Genomic DNA, 23,659 nt, shown 5'->3' on the forward strand with positions numbered 1-23,659 from the left:
GGGCCGCCCACCCTACGGCTGCCGTTATTTGTCGCCGCGGCCCTTCCGATCGCGTACCGTGTAGTCGGCCGGCACGGTGAACAGCGCGGCGGCCGGTTCTTCGCGCCGCACGTTCTCGAGCCGGAACACGACGTCGCCGCTGCGCGGATCGCTGTGTTTCGTGTAGACGGTCACCTGCAAGTCCGGTGCCGTCCACGTCTCGTCCGAGACGACGATGGGATTGCGGTTGCCGAGCGCGCCGGCTGGAATCTCGTAGCTGCGCAACTTGCCCTCGGCCTTGATGCCGCCGACGTCGCGCGTGCCCAAATCCTTCGTGACCGCCTTCGCCGCCCATTTCAGGTCGGCGAAGGCGCCGTTCATCAGCGGCGCCACCTGCATCTGCGCGTCGCGCAGCGCCGTGTCGCCTGCCGCCGGCGTCCGGGGCACCTGGATGCGCACATCGCGCTGGCGCTCCGCGTCGCCGGCACCTTCGACCCGCTTGACGATGATGTCCTCTCCGCCGTCCCGGCGCGTGTGCGCGATCCGGGCGGCCGAGCGGTCGCGCGGATGCAGGATCAGCGTGGCACCGGCCACCGGGTCGTTGATCGTGACGGTGATGACCTCGCCGTCGGCGTCGCGGATGTCGTGGCGCGTACGGCCGGCGCCATCGCGGTACGTCATCGTCGTGCGGCGGATGGCGATCTGGTTGCCGTCGGCCAGTGCCTGCGTGCGCTCGGTCACGACTTGCGCGGTGTACGGTGCATTCTTGACGACGTTCATACGCATCGTCGTGATGCCGCGGCGCGCGTCGTGGTCCAGTGAATCGAAGTGGACCGTCACGGCGCCGTCCGCGGGACGGCCGGCGTGCGCGTCCTGGGCGTGCGCGGGCGCGAACAAGGTGAACGTCAACGTTGCGAGCAGCAGGTGTCGGGTGGTCATGGCATCCTCTCGTGGTTATTGGATGGCGGAGACGCGCAGCGCCAGCGGCTGGCCGTCGGCCGCGACGAGCATCTCGGCGCGCACGGAATCGCCCGCGTTTTCCGGCGTCAGCGGCAGGCCCAGTGCGGCCAGGCTCGTGCGCGGCACGTCGGCGGCGACCAGGCGCGGCGCGGGCTCCGCGGCGATGCGCTCGGCCGAATCGAGCGCGATGAACGGTCCGTCGTCGTCGAGCGTGGCCAGCGTGCGTGGCGCGTCGTCGTTGGCGCCGGGCGCGCGCAGGCCGAACGCCAGCACGAGCAGCGCGGCCGCAGCGCCGGACATGCCGCCCGCCAGCAGCCACCGGCGCGCGAACGGGGCGTGATACCAGCGCCGCCGCGGCGGGTGCAGCCGGGCGAACGCGTGCAGCAGCTCCTTTTCCACGCCGCGTGGCGTGTCCAGCCGCTCCACTTCCGCGCGCAGGGCGCCGAACAGGGGATCGCGATGGGTCGTGTGTCGGGTGTCCATGGTGGCTTTCCTTCTCATGCCGCGTTGGCCGTCGCGTGCCGGCCGGCGAGGCGCTTCGCGAGCGCCGCGCGTCCGCGCGACAGGCGCGAGCGCACGGTGCCGATGTCGATCTGGCAGATGTCGGCGATCTCGGCGTACGACAGGTCGTGCATCTCGTACAGGATGACGGTGTCGCGGTAATGCGGTGCCAGCAGCGCCAGCGCGCGCCGCACTTCCTCGGCCGCCTCGTTGTCCAGCAGGCGCGCCAGCGGGCACGCGTCGTCGGCCGGCTGCGCCGCGCCGTCGTCCTCGTCGTCCGCGTTCGGCAGGACGACGTGGCGCTGTTGCGCCGTCTCGTTCTTCAGGATCAGGTTGCGCGCGACGCCGAACAGGAAGTGCTGCAAGGCGCCGCGCAGCGGGTCGAACCGGAAGCGTTCCGTCAGCAGGCCCATGAACGTTTCCTGGACGACGTCGGCGGCCGTGTCCGCGGAACCGCAGCGCAGCAGGGCGAAGCGGTACAGCGGCCCCTGGTGGCGCCGGTACAAGGCCGCGAAGGCGTCGGCGGCGCCGCCGCGCATCCGGCGCAGCAGATCGATGTCGGAAATGGTCGTGGTCATGGGTCGTTATTTACCCATATTCCGGCAAGCGGCGGCAAAAGTTCCAGGTTTTTGCAGGCGGCCCCGCTCAATCGATCCAGTTCACCCGCTCGAACTTGGCGCGGAACTCGTCCGGCATGGCGACCACCTGGCTCGACTTGTAGTTGAAGAAGACGAAACCCTGCTTGGCCATCGCGACGAGAACCTTGTCCTGGGGACGCGTGATGCGAAAGGTGATGTCGCCGCCGTACTTGTTGAAGTCCATGACGCCCACTTCGAACAAGAGCTGGTCGCGTGCGTGCGCCTCGGCGCGGTACGTCGTCGCGAGGTCCGTGACGATGATGCCGGTGCCGTCGCGCTCCGTCTCGGCCACGCCGTATTCGAACAGGAAGCGGGCGCGCGCCTCGGAGATCATCGAGATCATCGAGTCGTTGCCGAGGTGGTTGCCGGCGTTGATGTCGGTGACGCGCACCGTCAGCAACGTCGTGTAGTAGTACTGGTCTTCGGGGAAGGTGAGGGTCAGTCGTGCCATGGCTGCAGTGGTTGAGGAGGCTACAAATGGTCAGCGGGTGAGACGATAGATCAGCAATGCCGCGCGGACGGCACCCCGTTCGATCGAGGCCACGTCCAGGTCTTCGTCCGGCGAATGGGCGCCGTGGCCGCTCGCGCCCAGGCCGTCGAGGCTGTCGACGAGCGGCGCGACGAACTGGATGTCGCCCGCGCCGCGCGCCTCGGCCGGCACGGCGCCGATGGTGCCCAGCCCCGCATCCTGGCTGGCGCGCGCATACAGGTCGAGCAGTTTCAGGTTGCCCGGCGTGACGGCCATCGGCGGATACGAATCGTGGAACGCGATGGTCGCGCTGGTGCCCGGCAGGCTGTGCGCGACGATGTCGCGCATGCGTGCCTGCGCGCGGTCGCGCTGCGGATAGTCCAGGTAGCGCAGGTCGGCCTTCACGACGGTCGTGTTGGCGATCACGTTCGTCTTGCCGAACGCCGTGCCGCGCGAGTTGGCGTCATCCAGCGTGACGTCGGTGCCGCCCAGGATCACGCCCGGGTTGAACGTGAGGCCCGGTTCCGCGACTTCGCGCCGGAACGCGTCGAGGATGCGCGCCGTCTCGTACACGGCGCCATAGCCATTGGTGCCGAACACTCCCATCGAATGGCCCTGGCGGCCCTGCACCTGCAACTCCCACGTGGCGGTGGCGCGCCGGCCTACCGTGGCCGTCGCCTGGCCCTCGTTGTCGGGGATGTTGCTTTCGAAGCTGAGGGCGACGTCGCTGCGCTTCGCCAGTTCGACCATGTCGCCGCGCGAGACGCTCTTCGGATTGCCCGCTTCCTCCTCGTCGCCCGTGAACATGACGGCGATGCGCGCGCCATCGAGGGCGCCTGCGCGCTGCAGCGCGCGCAACGCCTCGATGACGATCACGTCGCCGCCCTTCATGTCGGACACGCCCTGGCCGCGCACGCGGCCGTCGCCCGCGCCCTGTTGCCACGCGGGGACCGGCGAGCCCGGCTCGAACACGGTGTCCAGGTGGCCCAGCAGCAGCACCCGCTTGCCGCGGTTGCCGTCGCGCGTGGCGACGAGGTGGCCGGCGCGATGCATCCCGGGCGGCATGTCGATCCAGCGCGTGCTGAAGCCGAGGTCGTCGAACGCCTTGCGGAACAGCTGGCCCACGTCGCGCACGCCGCGTGCGTTCATCGTGCCACTGTTGATGCGCACGCTCTGTTCGAGCAACGCGAGGGCTTGCGGCGCATGCGCCTTCACTGCGGCGACGATCTTCTGCTCGGTGGGGTCCAGGCCGTCGGCCCGGGCCGTATGTACGCATGCCAATGCCGCCGCCAGCAGCGCGCCTGTCATCCTGCGCATCGTGAACCTTCCAAAACAATGATGCGCAACTGTACACCGATTCGGCGCGCCGGCGCGTCCTTACAGGCTGCGCAGGATGAAACCGCAACCGGCCACCATGCACAGGCCGCCGACGAGACGCTTGACCAGGCCCGCGTCCATGCGGTGGATGGCGACGGCGCCACCCAGCACGCCGACGGTCTCGAAGGCGCCGATGAACGCGGCCAGTCCGTAGTCGATGCCGGCGTAATGCAGGTTGGCGAGCGAACCGGAGAGGGCGCCGACCGTCTGCAGCACCTGGCCGACGCCGATCGCCGTCAGCACGGGATAGCCGCACATGACCATCAAGGGCACCGACAGCACGGGGCCGCCGACACCCGTGAGGCCGGACAGGAACCCGGTCACGATGCCGATAGCGACGAGAATCGCGCCGCGCCCGCGCGCATCCCGCGACGGGGCGCCTGCCGCGCGACCGGCGAGCGTCTGGATGCCGACGGCGAGGATGAGCGCCGCCAGCAGCGCCGACAGCGTCCCCGTGTCGAGGCCGCGACCGAGCCATGCGCCGGCATATCCCGCCGGTGCCGCGCCGAGACAGACGGGGCGCGCCAAGGTCCAATCGAGGCTGCCCTTGCGATGGAAGTACAACGCGCCGGCGATGCCCGTGAAGACGAAGGTCGACAGCGACAGCGCCATGGCCCGATGCAGGTCCAGCGCGATCAGGAGGGTCAGCGCCGGCGGCAGGAAGAAACCGCCGATGCCGGCCGCGCCGACGAGAATGCCGATGGCAATGGATGTCAGCGCAAGGCTTGCAGACGGCGGCATGGCTCCCGATCGACGTGGTTGGCGAAGCTCATTATAACTGGATATGACGAGCGGACGGGAAGATTACGCGGCGCGCTGCTCCTGGCGATCCTCCCGCAATGCGGCCAGCAGCACAGGCACGACGTCGAACAGATCGCCGACGATGCCATAGTCCGCCACGCCGAAGATGGGCGCGTCCGCATCCTTGTTGATGGCGACGATGACCTTCGCGGCGGCGATGCCGGCCAGGTGCTGGATCGCGCCGGAGATCCCGATCGCGAGATACAGGTCGGGTGCGACGACCTTGCCCGTCTGGCCGACCTGCAGGTCGTTGCCCGCGAAACCGGCATCGACCGCCGCGCGCGATGCACCGATGGCGCCACCCAGCGCATCGGCCAGCGGCTCGAGCATCCTGAAATGGTCGCCCGAGCCGAGGCCGCGTCCGCCCGCCACGACGACGCGCGCCGATGCCAGCTCCGGCCGCGCCGACACGGTCCGCTCCATCGACACGACGCGCGCCGTGCCGGCATCGTCGACCGGCATCACGTCCTGCACGACCGCGTCGCCGCCGGTCCGCTGCGCCGCGTCGAAACTGACGGCGCGCACGGTGAGCACCTTGACGGGGTCCAGCGCCCGGACGGTCGCGATGGCGTTACCCGCATAAATGGGACGCTCGAAGACGTCGGGCGCCACGACACGCGTGACTTCCGAGATCTGGCCGGCGTCCAGTCCCGCCGCGACGCGCGGCATGACGCTCTTGCCGAACGTGCTCGCCGCCGCCAGCACATGGGTGTACGGATGCTCCGCCAGCACCTGCAGCGCCTGGGCGGCGACGTTTTCCGCGAGGCCGTGCGCGAGGTGCGGGGCCGCGGCGAGCAGCACCTGCGTCACGCCGGCGACGCGGCCGGCGTCGTGCGCGGCGGCGCCGCAGTCGTGTCCCGCGACGAGCACGTGCACGTCGCCGCCACAGAGGCGTGCCGCGCCCACCGCATGCAGCGTGGCCGTGCTCAGCGCCGTGTTGTCGTGTTCTGCAATGACCAGTACCGTCATGATGGCTCCTTCAATCAATGATGTTCAGATGACCTGCGCTTCGTGTTTCAGGCGGTGGACGAGCGCGGCGGCGTCCGGCACGAGCACGCCGGGTTTGCGCAGCGGCGGTGCGCCGACGTTCAATGTGTGCCAGCGCGGTGCGAGGTCGACGCCCAGCGTTTCCGCGCGCACGACGTCCAGCCGCTTCTTCTTCGCCTTCATCAGGTTGGGCAGGCTGACGAAGCGCGGCGCGTTCAGGCGCAGGTCCGCCGTCACGACGGCCGGCAGCGCGAGTTCCACCGTCTCGACGCCGCCGTCGACGTCGCGCGTGACGGTCAGGCTGGCGCCGGCGACGCGCACGCTCGATGCGAACGTGCCCTGGGGCCAGCCCAGCATCGCGGCGAGCAGCTGGCCGGTCTGGTTGCAGTCGTCGTCGACGGCCTGCTTGCCGAGGATGACCAGTTGCGGCACTTCGCGCCGGACGATGGCCGCGAGCAGTTTCGCGACCGCGAGCGGCTGCAGCTCGGCATCCGTCTGCAGCAGGATGGCGCGGTCGGCGCCGAGGCCCAGCGCCGTGCGCAGGACGTCCTGGCACGCATCGGGGCCGCAGGACACGGCGATGACTTCCGCCGCATGCCCCGCTTCTTTCAGCCGCACGGCTTCCTCCACGGCGATCTCGTCGAACGGATTGATGGCCATCTTGACGTTGGCGAGATCGATGCCCGAGCCATCCGGCTTCACGCGCACCTTGACGTTCGGGTCCGCGACCCGCTTCACGGGGACCAGTATGTTCATCGTTCGCTCCTTCACTTGTCGACGAACGCGCGTTCGATGACGTAATGGCCGGGATGGCTCATATTGCCTTCCGTGAGGCCGTGCGCCTGCAGCACCTCGACGGTGTCCTTCAGCATGGCGGGGCTGCCGCACAGCATGAAGCGGTCGTGGTCGATGTCGAGCGGAGGCACGCCGAGCTTGTCGTAGAACTGCGGGCTGGTCAGCAGGTCGGGGATGCGGCCCTGGTTTTCGAACGGTTCGCGGGTCACGGTGGGGTAGTAGAGCAGGCGGCCCGCCACCATCTCGCCGAGGAATTCGTGGTTCGGCAGGTCCGCCGCGATGCGCTGCTGGTAGGCCAGCTCGCTCGCGTGGCGGCAGCCATGCACGAGGATGACCTTGTCGAACTTGTCGTAGATGTCCGGGTCCTGCACGATGCTCATGAACGGGGCGAGGCCCGTTCCCGTGCCGAGCAGGTACAGGTGCTTGCCGGGCAACAGGTTCTGGCTGAGCAGCGTACCGGACGCCTTGCGGCCGACGAGGATCGCGTCGCCGACCCGGATGTTCTGCAGGCGCGAGGTGAGGGGACCGTCGGGCACCTTGATGCTGAGGAATTCGAGCTGCTCGTCGTAGTGCGGGCTCACCATGCTGTAGGCGCGCATCAGCGGCCGGCCGTCCACGTCGAGCCCGATCATCGCGAACTGCCCGCTCTGGTAGCGGAAGCCCGGATCGCGCGTCGTGGTGAAGGAAAACAGGCGATCCGTCCAGTGATGCACGGACAACACTTCCGCCTCGTAGAAATTACTCATCACGCCATCCTTTCGTCAAAGAGTCGCTGAATTCGCCCGTCGTCGGGCCGAATGCCATCTGCTTCAGGTAAGTCCACGGATAGATGCCTCGTTCGTGGCCGTCCGAAAAGACGAGGCGCAGCGCGGTCGACCCCAGCGGCTCGATCGTCAGCAGCGCCACGTCGGCGGCGACGGGTAATGCGTCGTCCGTTTTCCGGCGCGCGTTCTCGCACACGCTGCAGCGGCAGGAACGCCGCAGTACGCGGTGCGACAGCACGGCGCGCCTGTCGTCCCACACGAGTTCCAGCGTACGGGCCTGCGCGTGCAGGTTGATCGCCGACGGCCACGCGGACGGCGGCACGGCGTTCGTGTCGTCACAGGACATTGGCCACCCCCTCCGGTCCGATTTCCATGCCCAGCCCACCGTAGCCGCCGTCGCGCAATTCGCCGCCCATCGCTGCCAGGCTTTCCTCGCGAATCAGCTTCTTGATCGAGCGGACGAGGCCCGCGAACTCGGGCGTGTCGACCATGTCGGGCGTGCGCGGGCGCGGCAGCGGCACCTTGATCTCGGCCTTGATCCGTCCCGGCCTGGCCGTCATCACGTAGATGCGGTCGGAGAGGAAGATCGCTTCCTCGATGTCGTGCGTGATGAACAGCACGGACAGCCGCAGCCGCTGCCACATATTCGTCAGGATCTCCTGCATCACGGTGCGCGTCTGCGAATCGAGCGCGCCGAACGGTTCGTCCATCAGCAGCACTTGCGGGCTCGTGGCCAGCGCGCGCACGATGCCCACGCGCTGCTTCATCCCGCCGGACAGCTGCGACGGATAGTGGTTTTCGAACGCCAGCAGGCCGGCGAGGCCCAGCAGGGTGCGCGCCTGCGTCTCGCGCTGCGACGGCGGCATGTGCGCCATCTTCAGCCCGAACTCGACGTTCTTGCGCACCGTCATCCAGGGGAACAGCGAATACTGTTGGAACACGACGCCCCGGTCCGAACCGGGACCGTCGATGCGTTTGCCGTCCAACATCGCCACGCCGCTGTCCGGCGGCGTAAAGCCGGCGACGGCGTTCATCAAGGTGGACTTGCCGCAGCCGGACGGGCCGATCAGCGACACGAATTCACCGGCCTGCACGTCGAGCGACACGGATTTGACGGCCTGCACGGCCGCGCCGTTCGCCTTGAAGCTGATGTTGAGGTCGCGCACCTCGATATGACCCGACCGGGTCGCGGCGGCGGGGGCGTTCATTTCCGTGCTCCCGCCAGCGCGGTCCACGGCATCGCGAGCCGCGAGCACACGTGGATCGCCTTGCTGCACAACAGGCCGAGGACGCCGATCGTGATCATGCCCAGCGCGATGTCCGGATACGAAATCAGCGAATACGCTTCCCACGTGAAGTAGCCGATGCCGAACTGGCCGGAAATCATCTCCGCCGCGATCAGCGACACCCACGCGACGCCCATGCCGACGGCGAGTCCCGTGAAGATGTGCTGCAGCGCGCCGGGGATCACGACGTGCAGGATCACGTCCTTCTCTTTCGCGCCGAGGCTGTGCGCGGCGCGCAGCAGGACGTCGTCGACGGTCTCCACGCCGTGGATCGTGTTGATCAGGATGGGGAAGAAGGCGCCGAGGAAGGTGATGAACGCGATGCTGACCTCGTTGCTGGGCCACAGCATGATCGCCATCGGCACCCACGCGATCGCCGGAATCGGGCGGAATAATTCCATGGCCGGCATCGTCAGCGAACGGAAGATCCGGTAGCGGCCCACCATGATCCCGAGCACCGTGCCGGCGACCGCCGCGCCGACGAAGCCGAACAGCACGCGACGCACGCTGATCCCGATGTTCACCATGAACTTGCTCGAATGGTTGACGGCGACGATGCTGTGCCAGACGTCGAGCGGTGTCGGGATGTTCCCGAAGCGGACGTAGAAATCGAGTCTGAAGCGCGTCGCCAGGTACCAGGCCAGCAGCACCGCGCCGATCGACAGGGTGCCGAGCAGGGCGCCGCCCGCGCTCGATTCCAGCCAGCGCTTCAGCGAGAACGGCGCGGGCCGTGCCGCGGGGGCGCCGCCACCGCCTTCGATGGCTTCCAGCCTGGGCTGGCGCACCGGCTTGCCGGGCACGGGGTGGTGGGGCGGCGCCGCGGACGCGGGCGGCGCGATCGTGTGACGATCTGTCAGAGCCATGATCAATTCTCCATCTTGGCGAGCACTTGCTCGTAGGTTGCGACGGTGCCGCCGGCCTTCGCCGCGCTGGCTTCCGCGTCCTTCTTCAGCAGGAAGGGCACGACCTCCATCCCGGCACCGCTCCCGTTGACCGCGTAGAAGGCCCTGTCGGCGAATACCTTGATGCCGAGCCCACGATCGAACAAATAGGCCACTGCAATTTTCTTGCCAGCTTCCTGGTACTTCCGGATCCCCATGAAGGTGCAGACGGGGGAGCTGAGGGGCACGATGTCGCCGCCCTCGATCCAGATTTCGCCCGCGTTCTTCGGGCTCGTCACCGGCTTGGCGCAGACGGGGTCCTTGCCCTGGATGTCGTAGTTGGCCAAGGTGCGCTTCTGCGCCTCGTAGTCGAGGCCGCGCTGCTTGAACGCGGCGCGCAGATAGGTCTCGTTCACCCAGCCGTCGACGTTGAACTCCTTCACCCGTCCCAGTTTCTGCAGCACGCCGTAGCTGGTCCGGATACTGTTGACGAGCAGGGGCTTGATCGTGGGATCGAGCGTGTGGATGCCGTCGGGGCCGAGGAAGATGTAGACGACTTCCTTTTCGATCTTGGTCCACTGCGCGATCTTCTCGGCCGCCAGCTTCGGGTTCTTGCGCACCCAGTCGTCCGCATCCATCAGCGCGCGCAGGTACGCGACGACGACTTCCGGATATTTCTCGGCGAAGTCCTTGCGCACGACGATGCCGTGGAACGTGGGGACGCGCGTCTCGACGCCGTCGAAGATCTTGCGCGCGAAGCCGCGGTACGGCAGCAGTTCGCCGAACGGCACGAAGTCGGCGTGGGCGTCGATCTTCTTTTCCTGCAGGTTGCTGGAGCCGATTTCCGGCGACTGGCTGACGAGGTTCCAGTAATCGTCCGACCAGCCGCGCGCCTGCATCGCCTGCAGCAGCATGCCGTGCGCCGCCGATCCGAACGGCACGGACACGTTCTTGCCCTTCAGGTCGGACAGCTGGTAATACGGGCTGTCCTTGTTCACCACGACGCCGTTGCCGGCACCGAAGGCGTTGTAGGCGATCACGGCGACGAGCTGCGTTTCGTTGCCGCGGCTCTGCTGGCCGTTGGCGCCGTTGATCAACAGGGGGTAGTCGCCCATCATGCCGATCTGGATCTTGTTGGCCATCATGCCGTTCGTGACGGGCGGGCCGGACGTGAAGTTCTGCCAGTCGACCTTGAAATCGACGTTCGCGTACTTGCCCGTCTTCGGCAGGTATTTGTCGAGCAGGCCCAGTTCCTTGATGACGACGCCGCCCGTGACCGTGTTCGTCGTCGTGTTCTGCGTGCCGATGCCGATCGTGACGACGTCCTTCGCGTGCGCCAGGGCGGCGCACAGCACGGTGGCGGAGACGGCGGCGATGCGAATGAACCAATGTGTCATGTTGAATCCTTCCAGTATGAGTCGAAGCATGAAAAGCCGACGCGTGTCCGCGGTGCTAGGTCGTCTCCATCAGGTGTTCGCGCTTGTCTTCCCGGGATGCCCATGCGTCGGCATCGGGCAGCGGTTCCGTCGAGGCCGCGATGACGGGCCAGCGCGCGGCGAGCCTCGCGTTCAGCGCGACGTAGTCCCGCTGCGCCTCCGGCAAGTCCTTTTCGTCATAGATCGCCTCGACGGGGCATTCCGCGACGCAGACGCCGCAGTCGATGCACGCTTCCGGATCGATCACGAGGAAGTTCGGACCTTCGTGGAAGCAGTCGACGGGGCAGACCGACACGCAGTCCGTGTATTTGCAGCCGATGCACGATTCGCCGACGACGTGGGTCATGACGCACCTCCGCGCAGCTGGATGGTGGCCAGCGCCAGCTTGGACAGCTTGCGCACGTCCGAGTCGACGTCCTTCAGCGCCAGTTCCAGGTGGGCGATGGCGCGCGTGTCGGCGATTTCGCCCAGCGCGATCACGGCTTCCTTGCGCAGGTTGCTCATCGGGTGCTGCAGCGCGACGCACAGCGCGTTCACCGCGGGCTTCGCCTTCAGCTTGCCGAGGCTGCGCGCCGCCTTCACGCGCACCTGCCAGAACTCGTCGTCCAGCGCGCGCACGAGGTCGGGGATGCCGAGCGCGAGCCCCAGCTTGCCCATCGTCGTGGCGGCTTCCTCGCGCACCTGCCAGGCCGGGTCGGCGAGGACGCGGCTCAGCGTCGGCTGGATGCTGACGGCCGATGCGTAGCCGAGCGCGCCCACCGCGATCCGGCGCACTTCCTGGTCCGGGTCGTGCGCGGCAGCGTTCGTCAGCGCGCCGATCGCTTCGGGCTTCTTCAGGTACCCGAGCACGCTCACGGCTTCGCGCCGCACGGCCGCATCGTCGTCGTCCAGCGCGTGCAGCGCGGGCTCGAACGCGGCGTCCACGCGCAGGGCGCGGATCGCGTGCAGGGCGGCGGCGCGGACCGTCGCCTCGGCGTCGGTGAGGTAGGGCAGCAGGAACGGCGCCGACGCCGGTTCCTTCAGTTCGGCCAGTGTCGTCGCCGTCGCGCGCCGCACGTCGGGATCGGCGTCCTTCAACAGTGGCACGAGCGCCGCCAGCACGTCCGGACTTTCGTACCCTTCGATGGCCTTGGCCGCCTCCAGCCGCACGCACGCGTCGGGGTCGGCCAGCGCCGCGACCAGCAGCGGCACGATGTCGTCTTCTTCCTCGGAATAGGGGAGGTCCAGCACCGCGATGCGGCGCACTCCCGGGTCGCCGCTGCGCAGCCGTTCGTGAATTCCGGTTGCCATCATGGCCGTGCCTCCTTAGCGGACGAGATAGGGGATGTTGACGTGCACGGCGCCCGTCGGGCAGTCCTGTTCGCACGGCATGCAGTACCAGCATTCGTCGAACTTCATGAATGCCTTGTTGGAGACGATGTCGATCGCCAGCACGTCCAGCGGGCAGACGTCGACGCACACGGTGCAGCCTTTCTCGGCGATGCACTTCGACTGGTCGACGACGACCGGGGCTTGCGTACGGGTGGTTGCGATGGTCATGATCTTTCCTTTTTCGTGTGGGGTTAGACGGCGGCGCCGGTCTTGCTGCCGGCCACGCGCAGGCGCTGGTACGCGGCTTTTTCCTCGGCATTCAGTTCGACGATGTAGGGCTCGATCTCGCGCTTGCGGAACACCATCCGGCCGTCCGCGCCCTTGCCGACGTTGGTGTGGCAGAACCAGTTCTCGTCGTCCTTCTCGGGGTGGTCCACGCACAGGTGGTACAGGCCCCAGCGGCTCTCCTTGCGGAACAGCGACGATCGCGCCGCGAGTTCGGCGCAGTCGCGGATGGTGTGCGCCTCCATCGCCCGCATCAATTCGTGCGGATCGACGGCGCTGAGCTCCTCGAGGTCGTCCTTGATCTCGCCGAAGCGTTCCAGCGCGATCTCCATCTTGCGGGTGATCTTCGGCGGCTGCAGGTAGTCGTTGACGATGCGGCGTGTCTTGTACTCGACCTGGAACGGCGTCAGGCCTTCGCTGCGCGCCAGCGGCGCCATGATGCGCTTGCGCTCCGCCTCGACCATGTCCGTGTTGATGACGGGCGCCGACCTGCCGGCGACGTAGTCCGCCGCGTTCTCGCCGCAGAACTTGCCGTACACGAAGGCGCCCAGCATGTAGTTGTGCGGGATGCTGGCGCAATCGCCCGCCGCATACAGGCCGGGGATCGAGCATTCGCCGCGTTCGTTGGTCCAGATGCCGGAGGCACTGTGGCCGCTGCAGAAGCCGATTTCCGAGATGTGCATCTCGATCGCCTTCTGCCGGTAGTCGTTGCCGCGCCGCTCGTGGAAACGGCCGCGACTCGGGCGTTCGTTCGTGTGCAGGATGTGTTCGATCTCGGCGATCGTTTCTTCCGCCAGGTGGTCGAGCTTCAGGAACACGGGGCCGCGGCCGCCTTCGAGTTCGTTATAAAACTCCAGCATCATCTGGCCGCTCCAGTAGTCGCACTCGATGAAGCGCGCGCCGGTGGAGTTCGCGGTGAAGCCGCCGAACGGGCCCGTCACGTACGCGCACGCGGGGCCGTTGTAGTCCTTGATCAGCGGGTTCACCTGGAAGCATTCGAGGTTCGTCAGCTCGGCGCCCGCGTGGTAGGCCATCACGTGGCCCTCGCCGCTGTTGGTCGGGTTTTCGTACGTGCCGAACATATAGCCGGAGGCGGGCAGGCCGAGGCGGCCCGCCGCGCCCGTGCACAGGACGACGGCCTTCGCCTTGATCACATAGAAGTCGGCCGTGCGGCAATCGAAGCCCATCACGCCGGCGATTTCGCCGTTCACGCCCGTGATCAGCCGCGTGGCGACGACGCGGTTGGTGATCTCGACGCGCTGGCGCTTCAGCTGCCGGTACAGCACCTTCTTCATGTGGTGCCCTTCCGGCATCGGCAGGACGTAGCTGCCGAGGTGGTGCACCTTGCGCACGGCGAAATCGCCCGTCTCGTCCTTCTCGAACTTGACGCCCCAGCGATCCAGCTCCTCGATCATCGCGTAGCTGTTGCTCGCGTACGCGTACACGCCTTTCTGGTCGACGATGCCGTCGTTGGCGACCGTGATCTCCTTCGTGTACTGCTCCGGCGTCGCATGGCCGGGGATGACGGCGTTGTTCAAGCCGTCCATGCCCATGGAGATCGCGCCGCTGCGTTTGACGTTCGCCTTTTCCAGCACGAGCACGCGCAACTTCGGATTCTTTTCCTTGGCCTTCACGGCGGCCATCGGGCCGCCCGTACCGCCGCCGACGATCACCAAATCGTATTCCAGTTCGATGGTATTCATGTCACCCTTTCAGTAAAGTTCCCGTGCGGCCCGTGCGCACCTCGTCATAACTCGTAATAACGAGTAGTGCAAAACGCGTGCCAAGGGAATTCGCCGCGATTTACGGGCGGCGGGCTGGAAGAATGGTCAGGAACGGTGCGCGGATGGCGCGCTGGGTGGCCGTCGTGGGGCGGGCGGCCACCAAAGTAGGGCGGGTTTTAGCGCAAGACCTTCATCTTGTATTTGAACGTCTCGGCGCGGTAGTACAAGTATTCGAAGACGAGCGGCGTCTCCTGCTGCGCATAGGTCAGGCGCTCGATGCGCAGCACTGGCGAGCCGGGCGCGATCTTCAGGCGGGTGGCCACGTCGCTGCCGGCGGACGTCGCGTCGATTTCGATGTCGGCCGAGTGCAGCCGTTGGCGCAGCTCGTTTTCCAGCAGCGAGAACAGGTCTTTGTCGCGCAGGTTCTGCTCGGTGAGACGCGAGCCCACGTCATGCCGCACCCAGGAATGGTCGATCGACACCGGTTCCCTGTTTAAATAGCGCACGCGCCGGATCTCCGTCACCGGGTCGCCGTCCGCGATCCGCAGCTTGGCGGCCACGATGCCCGTCGCCTTGACGGTCTTCAGGCCGAACACGTCGGAAAAGGTTTCGTGGCCGAGACGGTGCATCGCTTCGCCGAAGCCCTGCAGATGCGTCAGTTCCTGCGACACGTTGGGCAGCGCGACGAACGTGCCCTTGCCGTGCACCTTGAACAGCAGGCCTTCCTTCTGCAGGTCGTTGATCGCCTGGCGCACGGTGATGCGGCTGACGCCGAACGCCGCGATCATGTCGTTTTCCGACGGGAGCTGCTGGTGTCCAACATACGTGCCGTCGATGATCTTGGCACGGATCGCTTCCTTGATCTGTATGTACAGGGGAACGGTCGACGAACGCGGAAGTTGGATGTTCAAGGCGGCGGCGCGGCAGGATGATGGAAAGGTCATTATAACGAGTTCGCCGGCCACCCCGTCGATGACCCGTCAGGGAACGGGATCGGTCGGGTAGGCCGGCCGCTTGCGCAGCTTGCGCACGATGCCGTCGCGCCCCACCAGCAGCACCAGTTCCGTATGCCGGGCGCCCGCCGCCGGCGCCGTGTACAACCAGGCCTCCATGCCGGAATCGAATACGACCGTCTTCGTCGGACCGAACGCGGCCAGCAGCTCGGCGCGCGTCGTGCGGCCCGGCACGACGAGTGTATCGAACCGGGTTTCGGCCACGCTCGTGCCGGGCTCGGGCGCGCGCGTGGCGCAGCCGGCCAGCACGACTGCTACTGCCACCAGCAGGCGGCGGGCGTTCACGGCGTGCTCTCCTGCGCCGGGGGCGCGTCGTCCATGTAGTCGACGGTGACGAGGGTGTCGTCGGGCCAGCCGCGGTCCCAGATCGGCGCGTAATACGTGCGGTCGAGCAGCACCTGGCAGTCGCAGAACGGCAGCATGTCGCGCGTCTGCTCGCCGCCCGCGTACAGGAAGCGGAAGGGCAGCACCTCGGTCCGGTCGCCCGCGTGCAACGTGACGGAAAACAGCGGGCGCTCGGTAAAGTACAGGAAATTGCCGTCGGGGCTGTTGCACACCTGCTCGGGACTCGTGAGGGCGTTCGAGATCCAGCCGAACAGCGGCGAGCTGTTCGACACGAGCCCCGCCTCCATGCCGACCAGGCATTCGAGCCGCAGATCGCCCAGCCGGCGCGTGCCGGGCGGCAGGCCGGGTGTCGTCACTTGCGCGCGCCACGTCATGCTCGTCGTCTTGCGGTTGGCGACGACGGCAGCGTCTTCTTGCAGCGCCTGTTCATTGCGCGGCAAGACGAAGCTGTTGTCGGACGCCACGGCGACGGGCACGGTGATGTGGTCGCCGGCGACGCGCAACGTGATGCCATGCATGTCGACGGTCGGCGCACGGGGCAGCAGGCGGAAGCGCAAGGTGGCCTGCGGTGCCAGCCCGTGCTCGCGCTGGAAGCGTTCCATGCCGCGGATCATCTTGCGGTACGACTTGTCGACCGGGTCGCGCGTGTACGTGACGGTGACGGTCTGGATGCCCTGGTCCGCCTGCGCCGTGGCCTGCCCGAGCGCGGCGCCCGGCAGCGGGGCGGCCAGCAGCGCAGGCAAAACGACCGGCAGGACGATCCGGCGCATGGTCACCAGTGGCGCACGCGCCCGACGTCCATGTGCACGAACTGCGAGTCCGGGTAATAGCCGACCCCGCCCGCCTGCTGGGCCAGCGCGATCTTGTGCAGCTTGGCCAGGTCTTCGCCGGGAATGCGCACGTCGATGGCCTTGCCCTCCATGTGCAGGCTGTGCTTCGCGACACCGTTCGTGTTTTCGTGCAGCATCGCGTTCGTTTCCGGCGAGCGATAACCCGAGATCACGTGCATGGTCGGATGGCTGCCGTACTGGGCGCTGACGCGGTCCAGCAGCAGCAGGAGCTTCGGATCGATGGACGAGATCTTGTTGTTGCGGTGGTCGCGCAGCAGTTTATTAATGTCCTGCAAGGCTTCGGGGATGAACTCGCCTTCGGCCCAGAAAATGGTCCGCAGGCTTTCGCCCGTGTGCGTGTTGTACAGGCGCACGATGCGCTCGTTGGGCGCCACCGGCGTGACGGGTGCATCGGGCAAGGTCTTGGCGCTGGTCCGGATGGCGGGCGCACCGAGCACCGATGCGAGGACGGCCGAGCTTTTGAGGAAGGAGCGTCGTTGATTCATGAGCGTTTCCTTGCTGTTTGCCAGTCTCCATGATACGCCTCGCTCACCGTTCATGCAGCGGACAGGAGGCTTCCCGTCTGTCAGCCAAGGATGACAACACGGGGAAACATTGGCTTACAATGGCTTTCATTGCCCCTTTTGCAATGTTGCCAGGAGAGCCGCATGCGTGTGTCCCACCGTCTGACCTTCGGATTGTGCAGTGTCCTGTTGTCCTCGCTGGCTGCCGCGGCGCCCGCGCCCGCGCCCGCGCGCGACGCCGCCGTCGCCATCCCCATCCCCGACGTTCCCTACACGACGTTCACGCTGAAAAACGGCCTGACCGTGATCGTGCACGAGGACCACAAATCGCCCGTCGTCGCGATCAACACGTGGTACCACGTCGGCTCGAAGAACGAAAAACCCGGCAAGACGGGTTTCGCGCACCTGTTCGAGCACCTGATGTTTTCCGGCAGCGCCAACTTCGACAAGACCTTCCTGTCGGCATTGGAGGGCGTCGGCGCCACCGACCTGAACGGAACGACGAACAAGGACCGCACGAATTACTTCGAGACGGTGCCCACGTCGATGGTCGACTATGCGCTGTTCGCCGAGAGCGACCGCATGGGGCACCTGCTGGGCGTGCTCGACCAGAAGAAGCTCGACCTGCAGCGCGGCGTCGTGCAGAACGAGAAGCGCCAGCGCGAGAACCAGCCCTACGGCATCGTCGAGCAGATCGTCACGGAGAACACGTGGCCCGCGAACCACCCGTATTCGTGGACCGTGATCGGTTCCATGACCGACCTCGACGCCGCGTCGATGACGGACGTCACCGACTGGTTCAAGGGTCATTACGGCCCGAACAACGTCGTGCTCGTGCTCGCGGGCGACATCACGCCGCAGCAGGCGCGTGAGAAGGTGGAGAAATACTACGGCGACATCCCGCCGGGCCCGCCGCAAGCGCACCAGGAGGCGTGGATCGCGAAGCGCAGCGGCACCCATCGCGGCAAGGTCCAGGACCGCGTGCCGCAGGCCCGCATCTACCGGTCGTGGAACGTGCCCGGCGCCGACACGCCGGAAGAAGCGCTGCTCGACCTCGCGGCGCAGGTGCTGGGCGGCGGCAAGACGTCGCGCCTGTACCAGCGCCTCGTCGTGAAGGAGCAACTGGCCACGGCCGCGTCGGCCGGCGACGATTCGAACGAGATCGCCGGCCAGTTCGGCATCAACCTGACCGCGAAGCCCGGCGCGCCCGCGACCGACGTGGCCCGGATGGAAGCGCTGGCCGACGAGGAATTGCGCGCGCTGCTGAAGGCCGGCCCTACGGCGGCCGAACTGCGCCTCGCGCAGACGACGATCCTGGCGCAGTTCGCGCGCGCCGTCGAGCGCGTGGGCGGCTTCGGCGGCAAGAGCGACCTGCTGGCCCGCTGCGCCACGTTCACGGGTAACCCGGACTGCTACAAGACCTATCTGCAGCGCATCAAGGCCGCGACGCCGGCCGCCGTGCGCCAGGCGATGAACGACTGGCTGGCCAACGGCGACTACGTGCTGGAAGTCGATCCGTTCCCCACCGGCCTCGCCGCGACGCCGTCCACGGTGGACCGCAGCAAGGGCGCGCCGACCGGTCACCCGGAAGCGCTGCGCCTGCCGCCGATGCAGAAGGCCACGCTGTCCAACGGCATGAAGGTCGTGCTGGCCGAACGCCACGGCGCGCCCGTCATCAATCTGTCGATGCTGCTGGGCGGCGGGTTCGCGTCCGACTCGCAGGCGCTGCCGGGCCTTGCGAGCCTCACCTTGCGCATGCTGGAAGAGGGCACGGGGGCACCGGGCAGGACGCGCAGCGCGCTGGAGATCAGCCGCGAGCTGGAAGGCCTCGGTGCGTCGTTCGGCACGACGATCAACCTGGACGGCGCCTTCGTCAACATGAACGTCCTCAAGCCGACATTGGCGCAGGCGCTCGGCCTGTACGCGGATCTCGCGCGACACCCCTCGTTCCCGCAGGCCGACTTCGAGCGTGTGCGCAAGACGCGCCTGGCCGCCATCCAGCGCGAGCAGACGGTGCCGCGCCTGATGGCATTGCGCGTGCTGCCGCCGCTGATGTACGGCGCCGGCCATCCGTACTCGCTGCCGCTGACCGGCACGGGCACGATCGATGCCGTCGCGCGCATGCGCCGCGCCGATCTCGTCGCTTACCACGACCAATGGTTCAAGCCGAACAACGCCACCTTGCTCGTCGTCGGCGACACCACGCTGGCCGAACTGACGCCGCTGCTGGAACGCGCGTTCGGCGCCTGGAAGGCCGGCGCCGTGCCCGCGCACGACATCGCCAAGGTCGACCAGCCGGCCGGCACGACGATCTACCTGATCGACCGGCCGGGCGCGCTGCAGAGCGACATCGTCGGCGCCCAGCTGGCACCGCCGCGCAACACGCCGGACACGATCGCGCTGAACCTGCTGAACGACGTGTTCGGCGGCACGTTCAGCTCGCGCCTGAACATGGACCTGCGCGAAGACAAGCACTGGTCGTACGGCGTCGGCACGTCGCTGGTGGCGGCGCGCGGCCAGCGCATCCTGTACAGCGATTCGCCGGTGCAGACGGACAAGACGGCCGACGCGTTGCGCGAACTGGCGCGCGAGTACGCCGAGCTGGGCAGCGCACGTCCCGTCACGCCGCGCGAGCTGCAGGACGCGCAGGCCAACGAGACCTTGGGCCTGCCGGGTTCGTTCGAGACGGTCGGCCAGCTCAGCAATGCGTACTCGACCATCCTGCAATACGGCCTGCCCGAGGATTACTACAACACATACACGGCGGCCGCGCTCGCGCTGACACCGGCGCAGCTGAACGCGCTGGCCGCGCGCGTCGTGCTGCCGCGCCAGCCCGTGTGGATCGTCGTCGGCGACATGAGCAAGATCGAGGCACCGATCCGCGCGCTGAACCTCGGCACCGTGCGCCGCATCGACGTCGACGGCAAGCCGCTGCCGTGACGGGCTAGGCGCCCGGCTTCGCCTTCTGGCTGTCCTGGTAGCGCTGGAACGCCTCGAAGCGTTCCTCGCGGCGCAGGATCTTCGAATGCGGGTCGAGCGTGTAAGTCGCGCCGACCGGCAGGGCGATGCTGCCGCGGCCATCCGTCATCGGCACGGTGACGATGCGCTCGCCCACGCGCACCTCGACCGGCATCGGGAACGGCGTCCTGCCGGCCGTCGTCCACGCCAGCTCGAGCGTGTCGCCATGGCGCACGGCCGAGAGTTCGGGCAGCGCGGCCTGGTACATATATGCCTGGAAGAACCAGCCGAGGTCGCGTCCGCTCGCACGTTCGGCGAGGCGGATGAAGTCCGGCGTCGTCGCATAGCGCGGTGCGAAGTTGCCGGGGCGCGGGTCTTGAGTACCGTACACGAGTTCGCGCACGGCGCGGAAGAATGCCGCGTCGCCGATCAGGCCGCGCAGGGTGTGCAGCACGAGCGAACCTTTCGTGTAGATGTCGCCGCCGGGGCCGCCCCGCTTGGTGTCGTAGACGTCTTCCTCGCGCTTGTGCTTGCCGGAGACGAGCGGCGCCTTGTTACGGATGGCTGCCCGCTGCTGCATCAGCGCGGCGAAGTATTCCTGGTCGCCGTGCAGGTATTGCATGTACAGCGGTTGCATGTAGGAGCCGAGGCCCTCGTGCAGCCACATGTCGTCCCAGTCCGCGTTGGTGAGCTGGTTGCCGAACCATTCGTGCGCGAACTCGTGCTGCAGCAGGTCGTCGTAGCCGTACGCGGTCTTTGCGTACTTGTTGCCGTAGGCGTTGATGGTCTGGTGTTCCATGCCCTTGTGCGGAGTTTCGACGACGCCCATCTTCTCGTCACCGAACGGGTACGGGCCGATCGTCGCTTCGAAGAAATCGAGCATCTGCGGGAATTCCGAGAACAGGTCCTGCGCCTGCGCCTTGTTCTGCGGCAGGTACCACAGCCGCAGCGGGATGACGTTGCCGTAGCGGCTGCGGTACTCGCCGGACAGCACCTCGTACGGCCCCACGTTGACGGCGATGCCGTAGGTGCTGGGGTGCTTCGCGCGCCAGTGCCACGTGCGCCAGCCGTTCGCTTCCGTCATCCCGAGCGCCACGCCGTTGCCCGCGGCGACCAGGGGCGCCGGCACGGTGATGTGTTCGTCGACGACGGCCGGCTTGCCCATCGGGTGGTCGATGCAGGGCCAGAACAGGTCGCAGCCTTCGCCCTCGACGGCGCTGGCGACCCACGGCCGGCCATCGGGCGTGCGCGCCCACACGAAGCCGCCGTCCCACGGTGCCCGCTTCGCCACGTGCGGCTCGCCGTGGTAGGTGACGCGGATCGTGGTGTGCCGGCCAGGCGTCAGCGGCTGCGGCAGGTCGATGGTCAGCTTGCCGTCCGGATTGCGCCACGCGCTTGCGGCCAGCGGCCGGCCGTCGACGGCGACCGCGTCGATGGGCAGGTTGCGGTCGAGGTCCAGGTCGATATGGTCCAGCGCCGCGCGCGTGCCGAACGTGAGCAGGGCGTCGCCCGCGAGGCTGCGGCTGTCCGGATCGATGCGCAGGGTGAGGTCCGCATGCTCGAACACGAGTTCCTGCTGGCCCGGGCTGCGCTGGACGCCCGAGTTGACGGTGTAGTCGGTGAGGGCGGGCTGGCGGCTGGCGCAGCCCGCCAGCACGGTGCACACGGCGGCGATGGCGAGTCTTTGCATGCAGGGAATTTAGCACAGCGGAACGGGGCGCCACGCAAATCGCGGCTGGTGAATACTGCCCGGCGAGGAGGATCACGTATGAGCGACCTGGACATCGACATCGGCCGCACCGCCCTGGTGCTGATCGATTTGCAGAACAGTAATGTGAAACGCGACTTGGCGCCGTACACGGCCGAGCAGGTGGTGGGCAATTGCGTGCTGCTGGCGAGTGAGATGCGCGACCGCGGCGGGATGGTGATCTTCGTGCGCGTGCTCGCCGACCAGCTGCAGCTGCCGCCGGCCGACGCGCCGCTACGTAAGCCGGGCACGCCCGCGCCGCCGCCGGACGCGTCGCACCTGGCCCCGGAAGCGCAGGTGCAGGCGACCGACATCGTCGTCACGAAGCGCCAGTGGGGCGCGTTCTACGGCACGGAACTCGACCAGCTGCTGCGCCGGCGCAACATCAAGACGATCGTCCTCGGCGGCATCGCGACGAACTTCGGCGTCGAGTCGACGGCGCGCGCCGCGTTCGACCGCGGCTACGGCGTCGTGTTCGTCGAGGATGCGATGAGCAGCATGTCGGCCGAGATGCACAAGTTCGCCTGCGAGCACACCTTCCGCGTCATGGGCAAGGTGCGCTCGACGCGGCACGTGATCGACGCGCTGCAGGCGGGCACGGGCGACGCCTGAGCGCGTTGGCTTACTTGCGCGGTGCGGGTGCGGGAGCCGGCTGCTGGCTGTTGGCCTGCGCCTGGGCGTTGGCCTGGGCCTGCGCTTCGCGCTGCTGGCGTTCCTGCTTCTTCGCCATGTGGTGGCCGATGGCGCAGCCGGCGGCGGCACCGAGCAGGCCGTGCTTGCCCGCCACGTGGCCGCCCACGCCGCCGACGATGGCGCCTTTCGCGCAGCTGGGTTTGGCGTAAGCGGCGCCCGTCGAGGCGAGCGAGAGCATCAGGGTGGCGGCGATCAGTCGAGTCTTCATGGTGTCCTCCAAGTAAGTAGGCTAACAACGGCTCAATGCCGTGCATGGATGACAGCCTAGACGCCGCGGCGCCGGTTGAATGTTCGCCAGATCACCGTTGCGGCCAACGGTAATGTCTGTTCAAGCCTTGCGGCGGATGTCGGCTGCGATCTCGTACGAGCGCAGCCGCGCCGCATGGTCGAAGATCTGCGACGTGATCATCAGCTCGTCCGCGCCCGTGCGCGCGATGAACGCTTTCAACTGGCGCTCGACGGTTTCGGGCGAACCGATCGCGGAGCATGACAGCACGCCGTCGAGCATGCCCCGTTCCGCCGGGCCCAGCAGGTCGAGATAGCCTTCGACGGGCGGCTTCAGGCGCGTCGGGTGGCCGCTGCGCAGGTTCACGAACGCCTGCTGCATCGACGTGGCGCGCCACTGCGCTTCCGCATCCGTCTCTGCGGCGAACACGTTAAAGCCGAGCATGACGTACGGCTTGTCGAGCTGGGCGGACGGCTTGAAATTCGTGCGGTAGATTTCGATGGCCTGCATCATCATCTGCGGCGCGAAGTGCGACGCGAATGCATACGGCAGGCCCATCATCGCCGCCAGCTGGGCGCCGAACAGGCTGGAGCCGAGGATCCACACGGGCACCTTCAGCCCGGCGCCGGGCACGGCGCGCACGTGGCGGCGCGGCGACTCCGCAAAATAATCCATCAGTTCCGCGACGTCCTGCGGGAATTCGTCCGCGTCCGACGCGAGGTTGCGGCGCAGTGCGCGCGCCGTCGCGTGGTCGGAACCGGGTGCGCGGCCGAGGCCCAGGTCGATGCGGCCGGGGAACAGCGATTCGAGCGTCCCGAATTGTTCCGCGATGACGAGCGGGGAATGGTTCGGCAGCATGATGCCGCCGGCGCCGAGGCGGATGGTCGACGTGCCGTTGCCCACGTGGGCGATCAGCACCGCCGTCGCCGCGCTGGCGATGCCCGGCATACCGTGGTGTTCGGCCAGCCAGAAGCGGTGGTAGCCCCAGCGTTCGCCGTGCTGCGCGAGGTCGAGCGAGCGGCGGAACGATTCGGCAGCGTCGCTGCCTTCCGTGATTGGGGCGAGGTCGAGTATCGAAAAGGGAATCATGGGTGCAGTCATCCGGCGATGATACGCCGATCGCTTTTTT

General features: G+C 67.5%; 26 protein-coding genes. 2 read left to right on the plus strand and 24 right to left on the minus strand.

The window, feature by feature from the left end; genetic code table 11:
• Positions 1–24 precede the first annotated feature (24 nt).
• The 21 genes from NX784_RS21365 to mepK all read right to left on the minus strand — a co-directional run bounded on the left by NX784_RS21365 (position 25) and on the right by mepK (position 16,888).
• On the minus strand, positions 25–918 hold the full coding sequence (locus NX784_RS21365) for a hypothetical protein (protein ID WP_258818717.1): 894 nt from the start codon (positions 916–918) through the stop codon (positions 25–27).
• Positions 919–933: 15 nt separating this feature from the next.
• On the minus strand, positions 934–1,422 hold the full coding sequence (locus NX784_RS21370; protein ID WP_258818718.1) for a hypothetical protein: 489 nt from the start codon (positions 1,420–1,422) through the stop codon (positions 934–936).
• Between the two features lie 14 nt (positions 1,423–1,436).
• Positions 1,437–2,018 carry an RNA polymerase sigma factor gene (locus NX784_RS21375; RefSeq protein WP_258818719.1) on the minus strand — a complete coding sequence of 194 codons (582 nt, stop codon included), beginning with the start codon at positions 2,016–2,018 and terminating at the stop codon, positions 1,437–1,439.
• A gap of 67 nt (positions 2,019–2,085) precedes the next feature.
• Positions 2,086–2,529, minus strand: a complete 444-nt coding sequence (locus NX784_RS21380) for a thioesterase family protein (protein WP_258818720.1) — start codon at positions 2,527–2,529, stop codon at positions 2,086–2,088.
• A gap of 30 nt (positions 2,530–2,559) precedes the next feature.
• The gene (locus NX784_RS21385) at positions 2,560–3,864 is read right to left on the minus strand and encodes a M20/M25/M40 family metallo-hydrolase (RefSeq protein ID WP_258818721.1); all 1,305 of its coding nucleotides are present in this window, start codon (positions 3,862–3,864) and stop codon (positions 2,560–2,562) included.
• A gap of 60 nt (positions 3,865–3,924) precedes the next feature.
• Positions 3,925–4,665 carry a sulfite exporter TauE/SafE family protein gene (locus NX784_RS21390; RefSeq protein ID WP_258818722.1) on the minus strand — a complete coding sequence of 247 codons (741 nt, stop codon included), beginning with the start codon at positions 4,663–4,665 and terminating at the stop codon, positions 3,925–3,927.
• A 63-nt stretch (positions 4,666–4,728) separates the two neighbouring features.
• Positions 4,729–5,694, minus strand: coding sequence for an electron transfer flavoprotein subunit alpha/FixB family protein (locus NX784_RS21395; protein ID WP_258818723.1), 966 nt, complete (start codon positions 5,692–5,694; stop codon positions 4,729–4,731).
• Between the two features lie 24 nt (positions 5,695–5,718).
• Positions 5,719–6,468, minus strand: coding sequence for an electron transfer flavoprotein subunit beta/FixA family protein (locus NX784_RS21400; RefSeq protein WP_258818724.1), 750 nt, complete (start codon positions 6,466–6,468; stop codon positions 5,719–5,721).
• Between the two features lie 11 nt (positions 6,469–6,479).
• Positions 6,480–7,253, minus strand: a complete 774-nt coding sequence (locus NX784_RS21405; protein ID WP_258818725.1) for a ferredoxin--NADP reductase — start codon at positions 7,251–7,253, stop codon at positions 6,480–6,482.
• Positions 7,246–7,617, minus strand: a complete 372-nt coding sequence (locus NX784_RS21410; RefSeq protein ID WP_258818726.1) for a gamma-butyrobetaine hydroxylase-like domain-containing protein — start codon at positions 7,615–7,617, stop codon at positions 7,246–7,248. The genes NX784_RS21405 and NX784_RS21410 overlap by 8 nt, the downstream gene beginning before the upstream one ends.
• The gene (locus NX784_RS21415; RefSeq protein ID WP_258818727.1) at positions 7,607–8,479 is read right to left on the minus strand and encodes an ABC transporter ATP-binding protein; all 873 of its coding nucleotides are present in this window, start codon (positions 8,477–8,479) and stop codon (positions 7,607–7,609) included. Before NX784_RS21415 ends, NX784_RS21410 begins: the two co-directional genes overlap by 11 nt.
• On the minus strand, positions 8,476–9,420 hold the full coding sequence (locus NX784_RS21420; protein ID WP_258818728.1) for an ABC transporter permease: 945 nt from the start codon (positions 9,418–9,420) through the stop codon (positions 8,476–8,478). Before NX784_RS21420 ends, NX784_RS21415 begins: the two co-directional genes overlap by 4 nt.
• Before the next feature lie 2 nt (positions 9,421–9,422).
• A complete protein-coding gene (locus NX784_RS21425; protein ID WP_258818729.1) occupies positions 9,423–10,835 on the minus strand; it encodes an ABC transporter substrate-binding protein in 1,413 nt (470 codons plus the stop codon).
• Positions 10,836–10,890: 55 nt separating this feature from the next.
• Complete coding sequence (gene fdxA, locus NX784_RS21430; RefSeq protein ID WP_258818730.1) at positions 10,891–11,220, minus strand: ferredoxin FdxA; 330 nt, start codon at positions 11,218–11,220, stop codon at positions 10,891–10,893.
• The gene (locus NX784_RS21435; RefSeq protein ID WP_258818731.1) at positions 11,217–12,167 is read right to left on the minus strand and encodes a HEAT repeat domain-containing protein; all 951 of its coding nucleotides are present in this window, start codon (positions 12,165–12,167) and stop codon (positions 11,217–11,219) included. The genes fdxA and NX784_RS21435 overlap by 4 nt, the downstream gene beginning before the upstream one ends.
• Before the next feature lie 12 nt (positions 12,168–12,179).
• Positions 12,180–12,413: a 4Fe-4S dicluster domain-containing protein gene (locus NX784_RS21440; RefSeq protein ID WP_056448502.1), complete on the minus strand. Its 234-nt coding sequence runs from the start codon at positions 12,411–12,413 to the stop codon at positions 12,180–12,182.
• A gap of 23 nt (positions 12,414–12,436) precedes the next feature.
• Entirely contained in the window at positions 12,437–14,173 is a 1,737-nt protein-coding gene (locus tag NX784_RS21445; protein ID WP_258818732.1) for a fumarate reductase/succinate dehydrogenase flavoprotein subunit, read from the minus strand.
• A gap of 197 nt (positions 14,174–14,370) precedes the next feature.
• On the minus strand, positions 14,371–15,105 hold the full coding sequence (locus NX784_RS21450) for a GntR family transcriptional regulator (protein WP_258818733.1): 735 nt from the start codon (positions 15,103–15,105) through the stop codon (positions 14,371–14,373).
• 69 nt (positions 15,106–15,174) lie between these two features.
• The gene (locus NX784_RS21455; protein WP_258818734.1) at positions 15,175–15,492 is read right to left on the minus strand and encodes a hypothetical protein; all 318 of its coding nucleotides are present in this window, start codon (positions 15,490–15,492) and stop codon (positions 15,175–15,177) included.
• Positions 15,489–16,322 (minus strand): hypothetical protein, encoded by an 834-nt coding sequence (locus NX784_RS21460; protein WP_258818735.1) that lies wholly within the window; start codon positions 16,320–16,322, stop codon positions 15,489–15,491. The genes NX784_RS21455 and NX784_RS21460 overlap by 4 nt, the downstream gene beginning before the upstream one ends.
• A 2-nt stretch (positions 16,323–16,324) precedes the next feature.
• On the minus strand, positions 16,325–16,888 hold the full coding sequence (mepK, locus tag NX784_RS21465; RefSeq protein ID WP_258818736.1) for a peptidoglycan L,D-endopeptidase MepK: 564 nt from the start codon (positions 16,886–16,888) through the stop codon (positions 16,325–16,327).
• Positions 16,889–17,050: 162 nt separating this feature from the next.
• On the opposite strand from mepK, the gene NX784_RS21470 reads away from it, so the two are divergent.
• Positions 17,051–19,846, plus strand: a complete 2,796-nt coding sequence (locus tag NX784_RS21470; protein ID WP_258818737.1) for a M16 family metallopeptidase — start codon at positions 17,051–17,053, stop codon at positions 19,844–19,846.
• A gap of 4 nt (positions 19,847–19,850) precedes the next feature.
• Here NX784_RS21470 and NX784_RS21475 read toward each other — a convergent pair whose 3' ends face one another.
• On the minus strand, positions 19,851–21,554 hold the full coding sequence (locus NX784_RS21475) for a M1 family metallopeptidase (RefSeq protein WP_258818738.1): 1,704 nt from the start codon (positions 21,552–21,554) through the stop codon (positions 19,851–19,853).
• 78 nt (positions 21,555–21,632) lie between these two features.
• On the opposite strand from NX784_RS21475, the gene NX784_RS21480 reads away from it, so the two are divergent.
• A complete protein-coding gene (locus tag NX784_RS21480) occupies positions 21,633–22,223 on the plus strand; it encodes an isochorismatase family protein (RefSeq protein WP_258818739.1) in 591 nt (196 codons plus the stop codon).
• Positions 22,224–22,233: 10 nt separating this feature from the next.
• On the opposite strand, the gene NX784_RS21485 is transcribed toward NX784_RS21480, so the two are convergent.
• Both NX784_RS21485 and NX784_RS21490 read right to left on the minus strand, forming a co-directional pair.
• Complete coding sequence (locus NX784_RS21485) at positions 22,234–22,512, minus strand: hypothetical protein (RefSeq protein WP_258818740.1); 279 nt, start codon at positions 22,510–22,512, stop codon at positions 22,234–22,236.
• 120 nt (positions 22,513–22,632) lie between these two features.
• A complete protein-coding gene (locus tag NX784_RS21490; RefSeq protein ID WP_258818741.1) occupies positions 22,633–23,619 on the minus strand; it encodes an LLM class flavin-dependent oxidoreductase in 987 nt (328 codons plus the stop codon).
• Between the last annotated feature and the right edge of the window lie 40 nt (positions 23,620–23,659).

Source organism: Massilia pinisoli, from assembly GCF_024753285.1.
GTDB classification, from domain to species: Bacteria; Pseudomonadota; Gammaproteobacteria; order Burkholderiales; family Burkholderiaceae_D; genus Telluria; species Telluria pinisoli.

Excerpts from the sequence above, each read along its gene's own strand:
- NX784_RS21375 (WP_258818719.1), bottom strand. The coding sequence starts at position 2,018 with ATGACCACGACCATTTCCGACATCGATCTGCTGCGCCGGATGCGCGGC.
- NX784_RS21395 (WP_258818723.1), bottom strand. The coding sequence starts at position 5,694 with ATGACGGTACTGGTCATTGCAGAACACGACAACACGGCGCTGAGCACG.
- NX784_RS21405 (WP_258818725.1), bottom strand. The coding sequence starts at position 7,253 with ATGAGTAATTTCTACGAGGCGGAAGTGTTGTCCGTGCATCACTGGACG.
- NX784_RS21390 (WP_258818722.1), bottom strand. The coding sequence starts at position 4,665 with ATGCCGCCGTCTGCAAGCCTTGCGCTGACATCCATTGCCATCGGCATT.
- NX784_RS21435 (WP_258818731.1), bottom strand. The coding sequence starts at position 12,167 with ATGATGGCAACCGGAATTCACGAACGGCTGCGCAGCGGCGACCCGGGA.
- NX784_RS21475 (WP_258818738.1), bottom strand. The coding sequence starts at position 21,554 with ATGCAAAGACTCGCCATCGCCGCCGTGTGCACCGTGCTGGCGGGCTGC.
- NX784_RS21400 (WP_258818724.1), bottom strand. The coding sequence starts at position 6,468 with ATGAACATACTGGTCCCCGTGAAGCGGGTCGCGGACCCGAACGTCAAG.
- NX784_RS21470 (WP_258818737.1), top strand. The coding sequence starts at position 17,051 with ATGCGTGTGTCCCACCGTCTGACCTTCGGATTGTGCAGTGTCCTGTTG.
- NX784_RS21415 (WP_258818727.1), bottom strand. The coding sequence starts at position 8,479 with ATGAACGCCCCCGCCGCCGCGACCCGGTCGGGTCATATCGAGGTGCGC.
- NX784_RS21370 (WP_258818718.1), bottom strand. The coding sequence starts at position 1,422 with ATGGACACCCGACACACGACCCATCGCGATCCCCTGTTCGGCGCCCTG.
- NX784_RS21445 (WP_258818732.1), bottom strand. The coding sequence starts at position 14,173 with ATGAATACCATCGAACTGGAATACGATTTGGTGATCGTCGGCGGCGGT.
- NX784_RS21365 (WP_258818717.1), bottom strand. The coding sequence starts at position 918 with ATGACCACCCGACACCTGCTGCTCGCAACGTTGACGTTCACCTTGTTC.
- NX784_RS21425 (WP_258818729.1), bottom strand. The coding sequence starts at position 10,835 with ATGACACATTGGTTCATTCGCATCGCCGCCGTCTCCGCCACCGTGCTG.
- NX784_RS21460 (WP_258818735.1), bottom strand. The coding sequence starts at position 16,322 with ATGCGCCGGATCGTCCTGCCGGTCGTTTTGCCTGCGCTGCTGGCCGCC.
- NX784_RS21385 (WP_258818721.1), bottom strand. The coding sequence starts at position 3,864 with ATGCGCAGGATGACAGGCGCGCTGCTGGCGGCGGCATTGGCATGCGTA.
- fdxA (WP_258818730.1), bottom strand. The coding sequence starts at position 11,220 with ATGACCCACGTCGTCGGCGAATCGTGCATCGGCTGCAAATACACGGAC.
- NX784_RS21380 (WP_258818720.1), bottom strand. The coding sequence starts at position 2,529 with ATGGCACGACTGACCCTCACCTTCCCCGAAGACCAGTACTACTACACG.
- NX784_RS21490 (WP_258818741.1), bottom strand. The coding sequence starts at position 23,619 with ATGATTCCCTTTTCGATACTCGACCTCGCCCCAATCACGGAAGGCAGC.
- NX784_RS21440 (WP_056448502.1), bottom strand. The coding sequence starts at position 12,413 with ATGACCATCGCAACCACCCGTACGCAAGCCCCGGTCGTCGTCGACCAG.
- NX784_RS21485 (WP_258818740.1), bottom strand. The coding sequence starts at position 22,512 with ATGAAGACTCGACTGATCGCCGCCACCCTGATGCTCTCGCTCGCCTCG.
- NX784_RS21480 (WP_258818739.1), top strand. The coding sequence starts at position 21,633 with ATGAGCGACCTGGACATCGACATCGGCCGCACCGCCCTGGTGCTGATC.
- NX784_RS21420 (WP_258818728.1), bottom strand. The coding sequence starts at position 9,420 with ATGGCTCTGACAGATCGTCACACGATCGCGCCGCCCGCGTCCGCGGCG.
- NX784_RS21410 (WP_258818726.1), bottom strand. The coding sequence starts at position 7,617 with ATGTCCTGTGACGACACGAACGCCGTGCCGCCGTCCGCGTGGCCGTCG.
- mepK (WP_258818736.1), bottom strand. The coding sequence starts at position 16,888 with ATGAATCAACGACGCTCCTTCCTCAAAAGCTCGGCCGTCCTCGCATCG.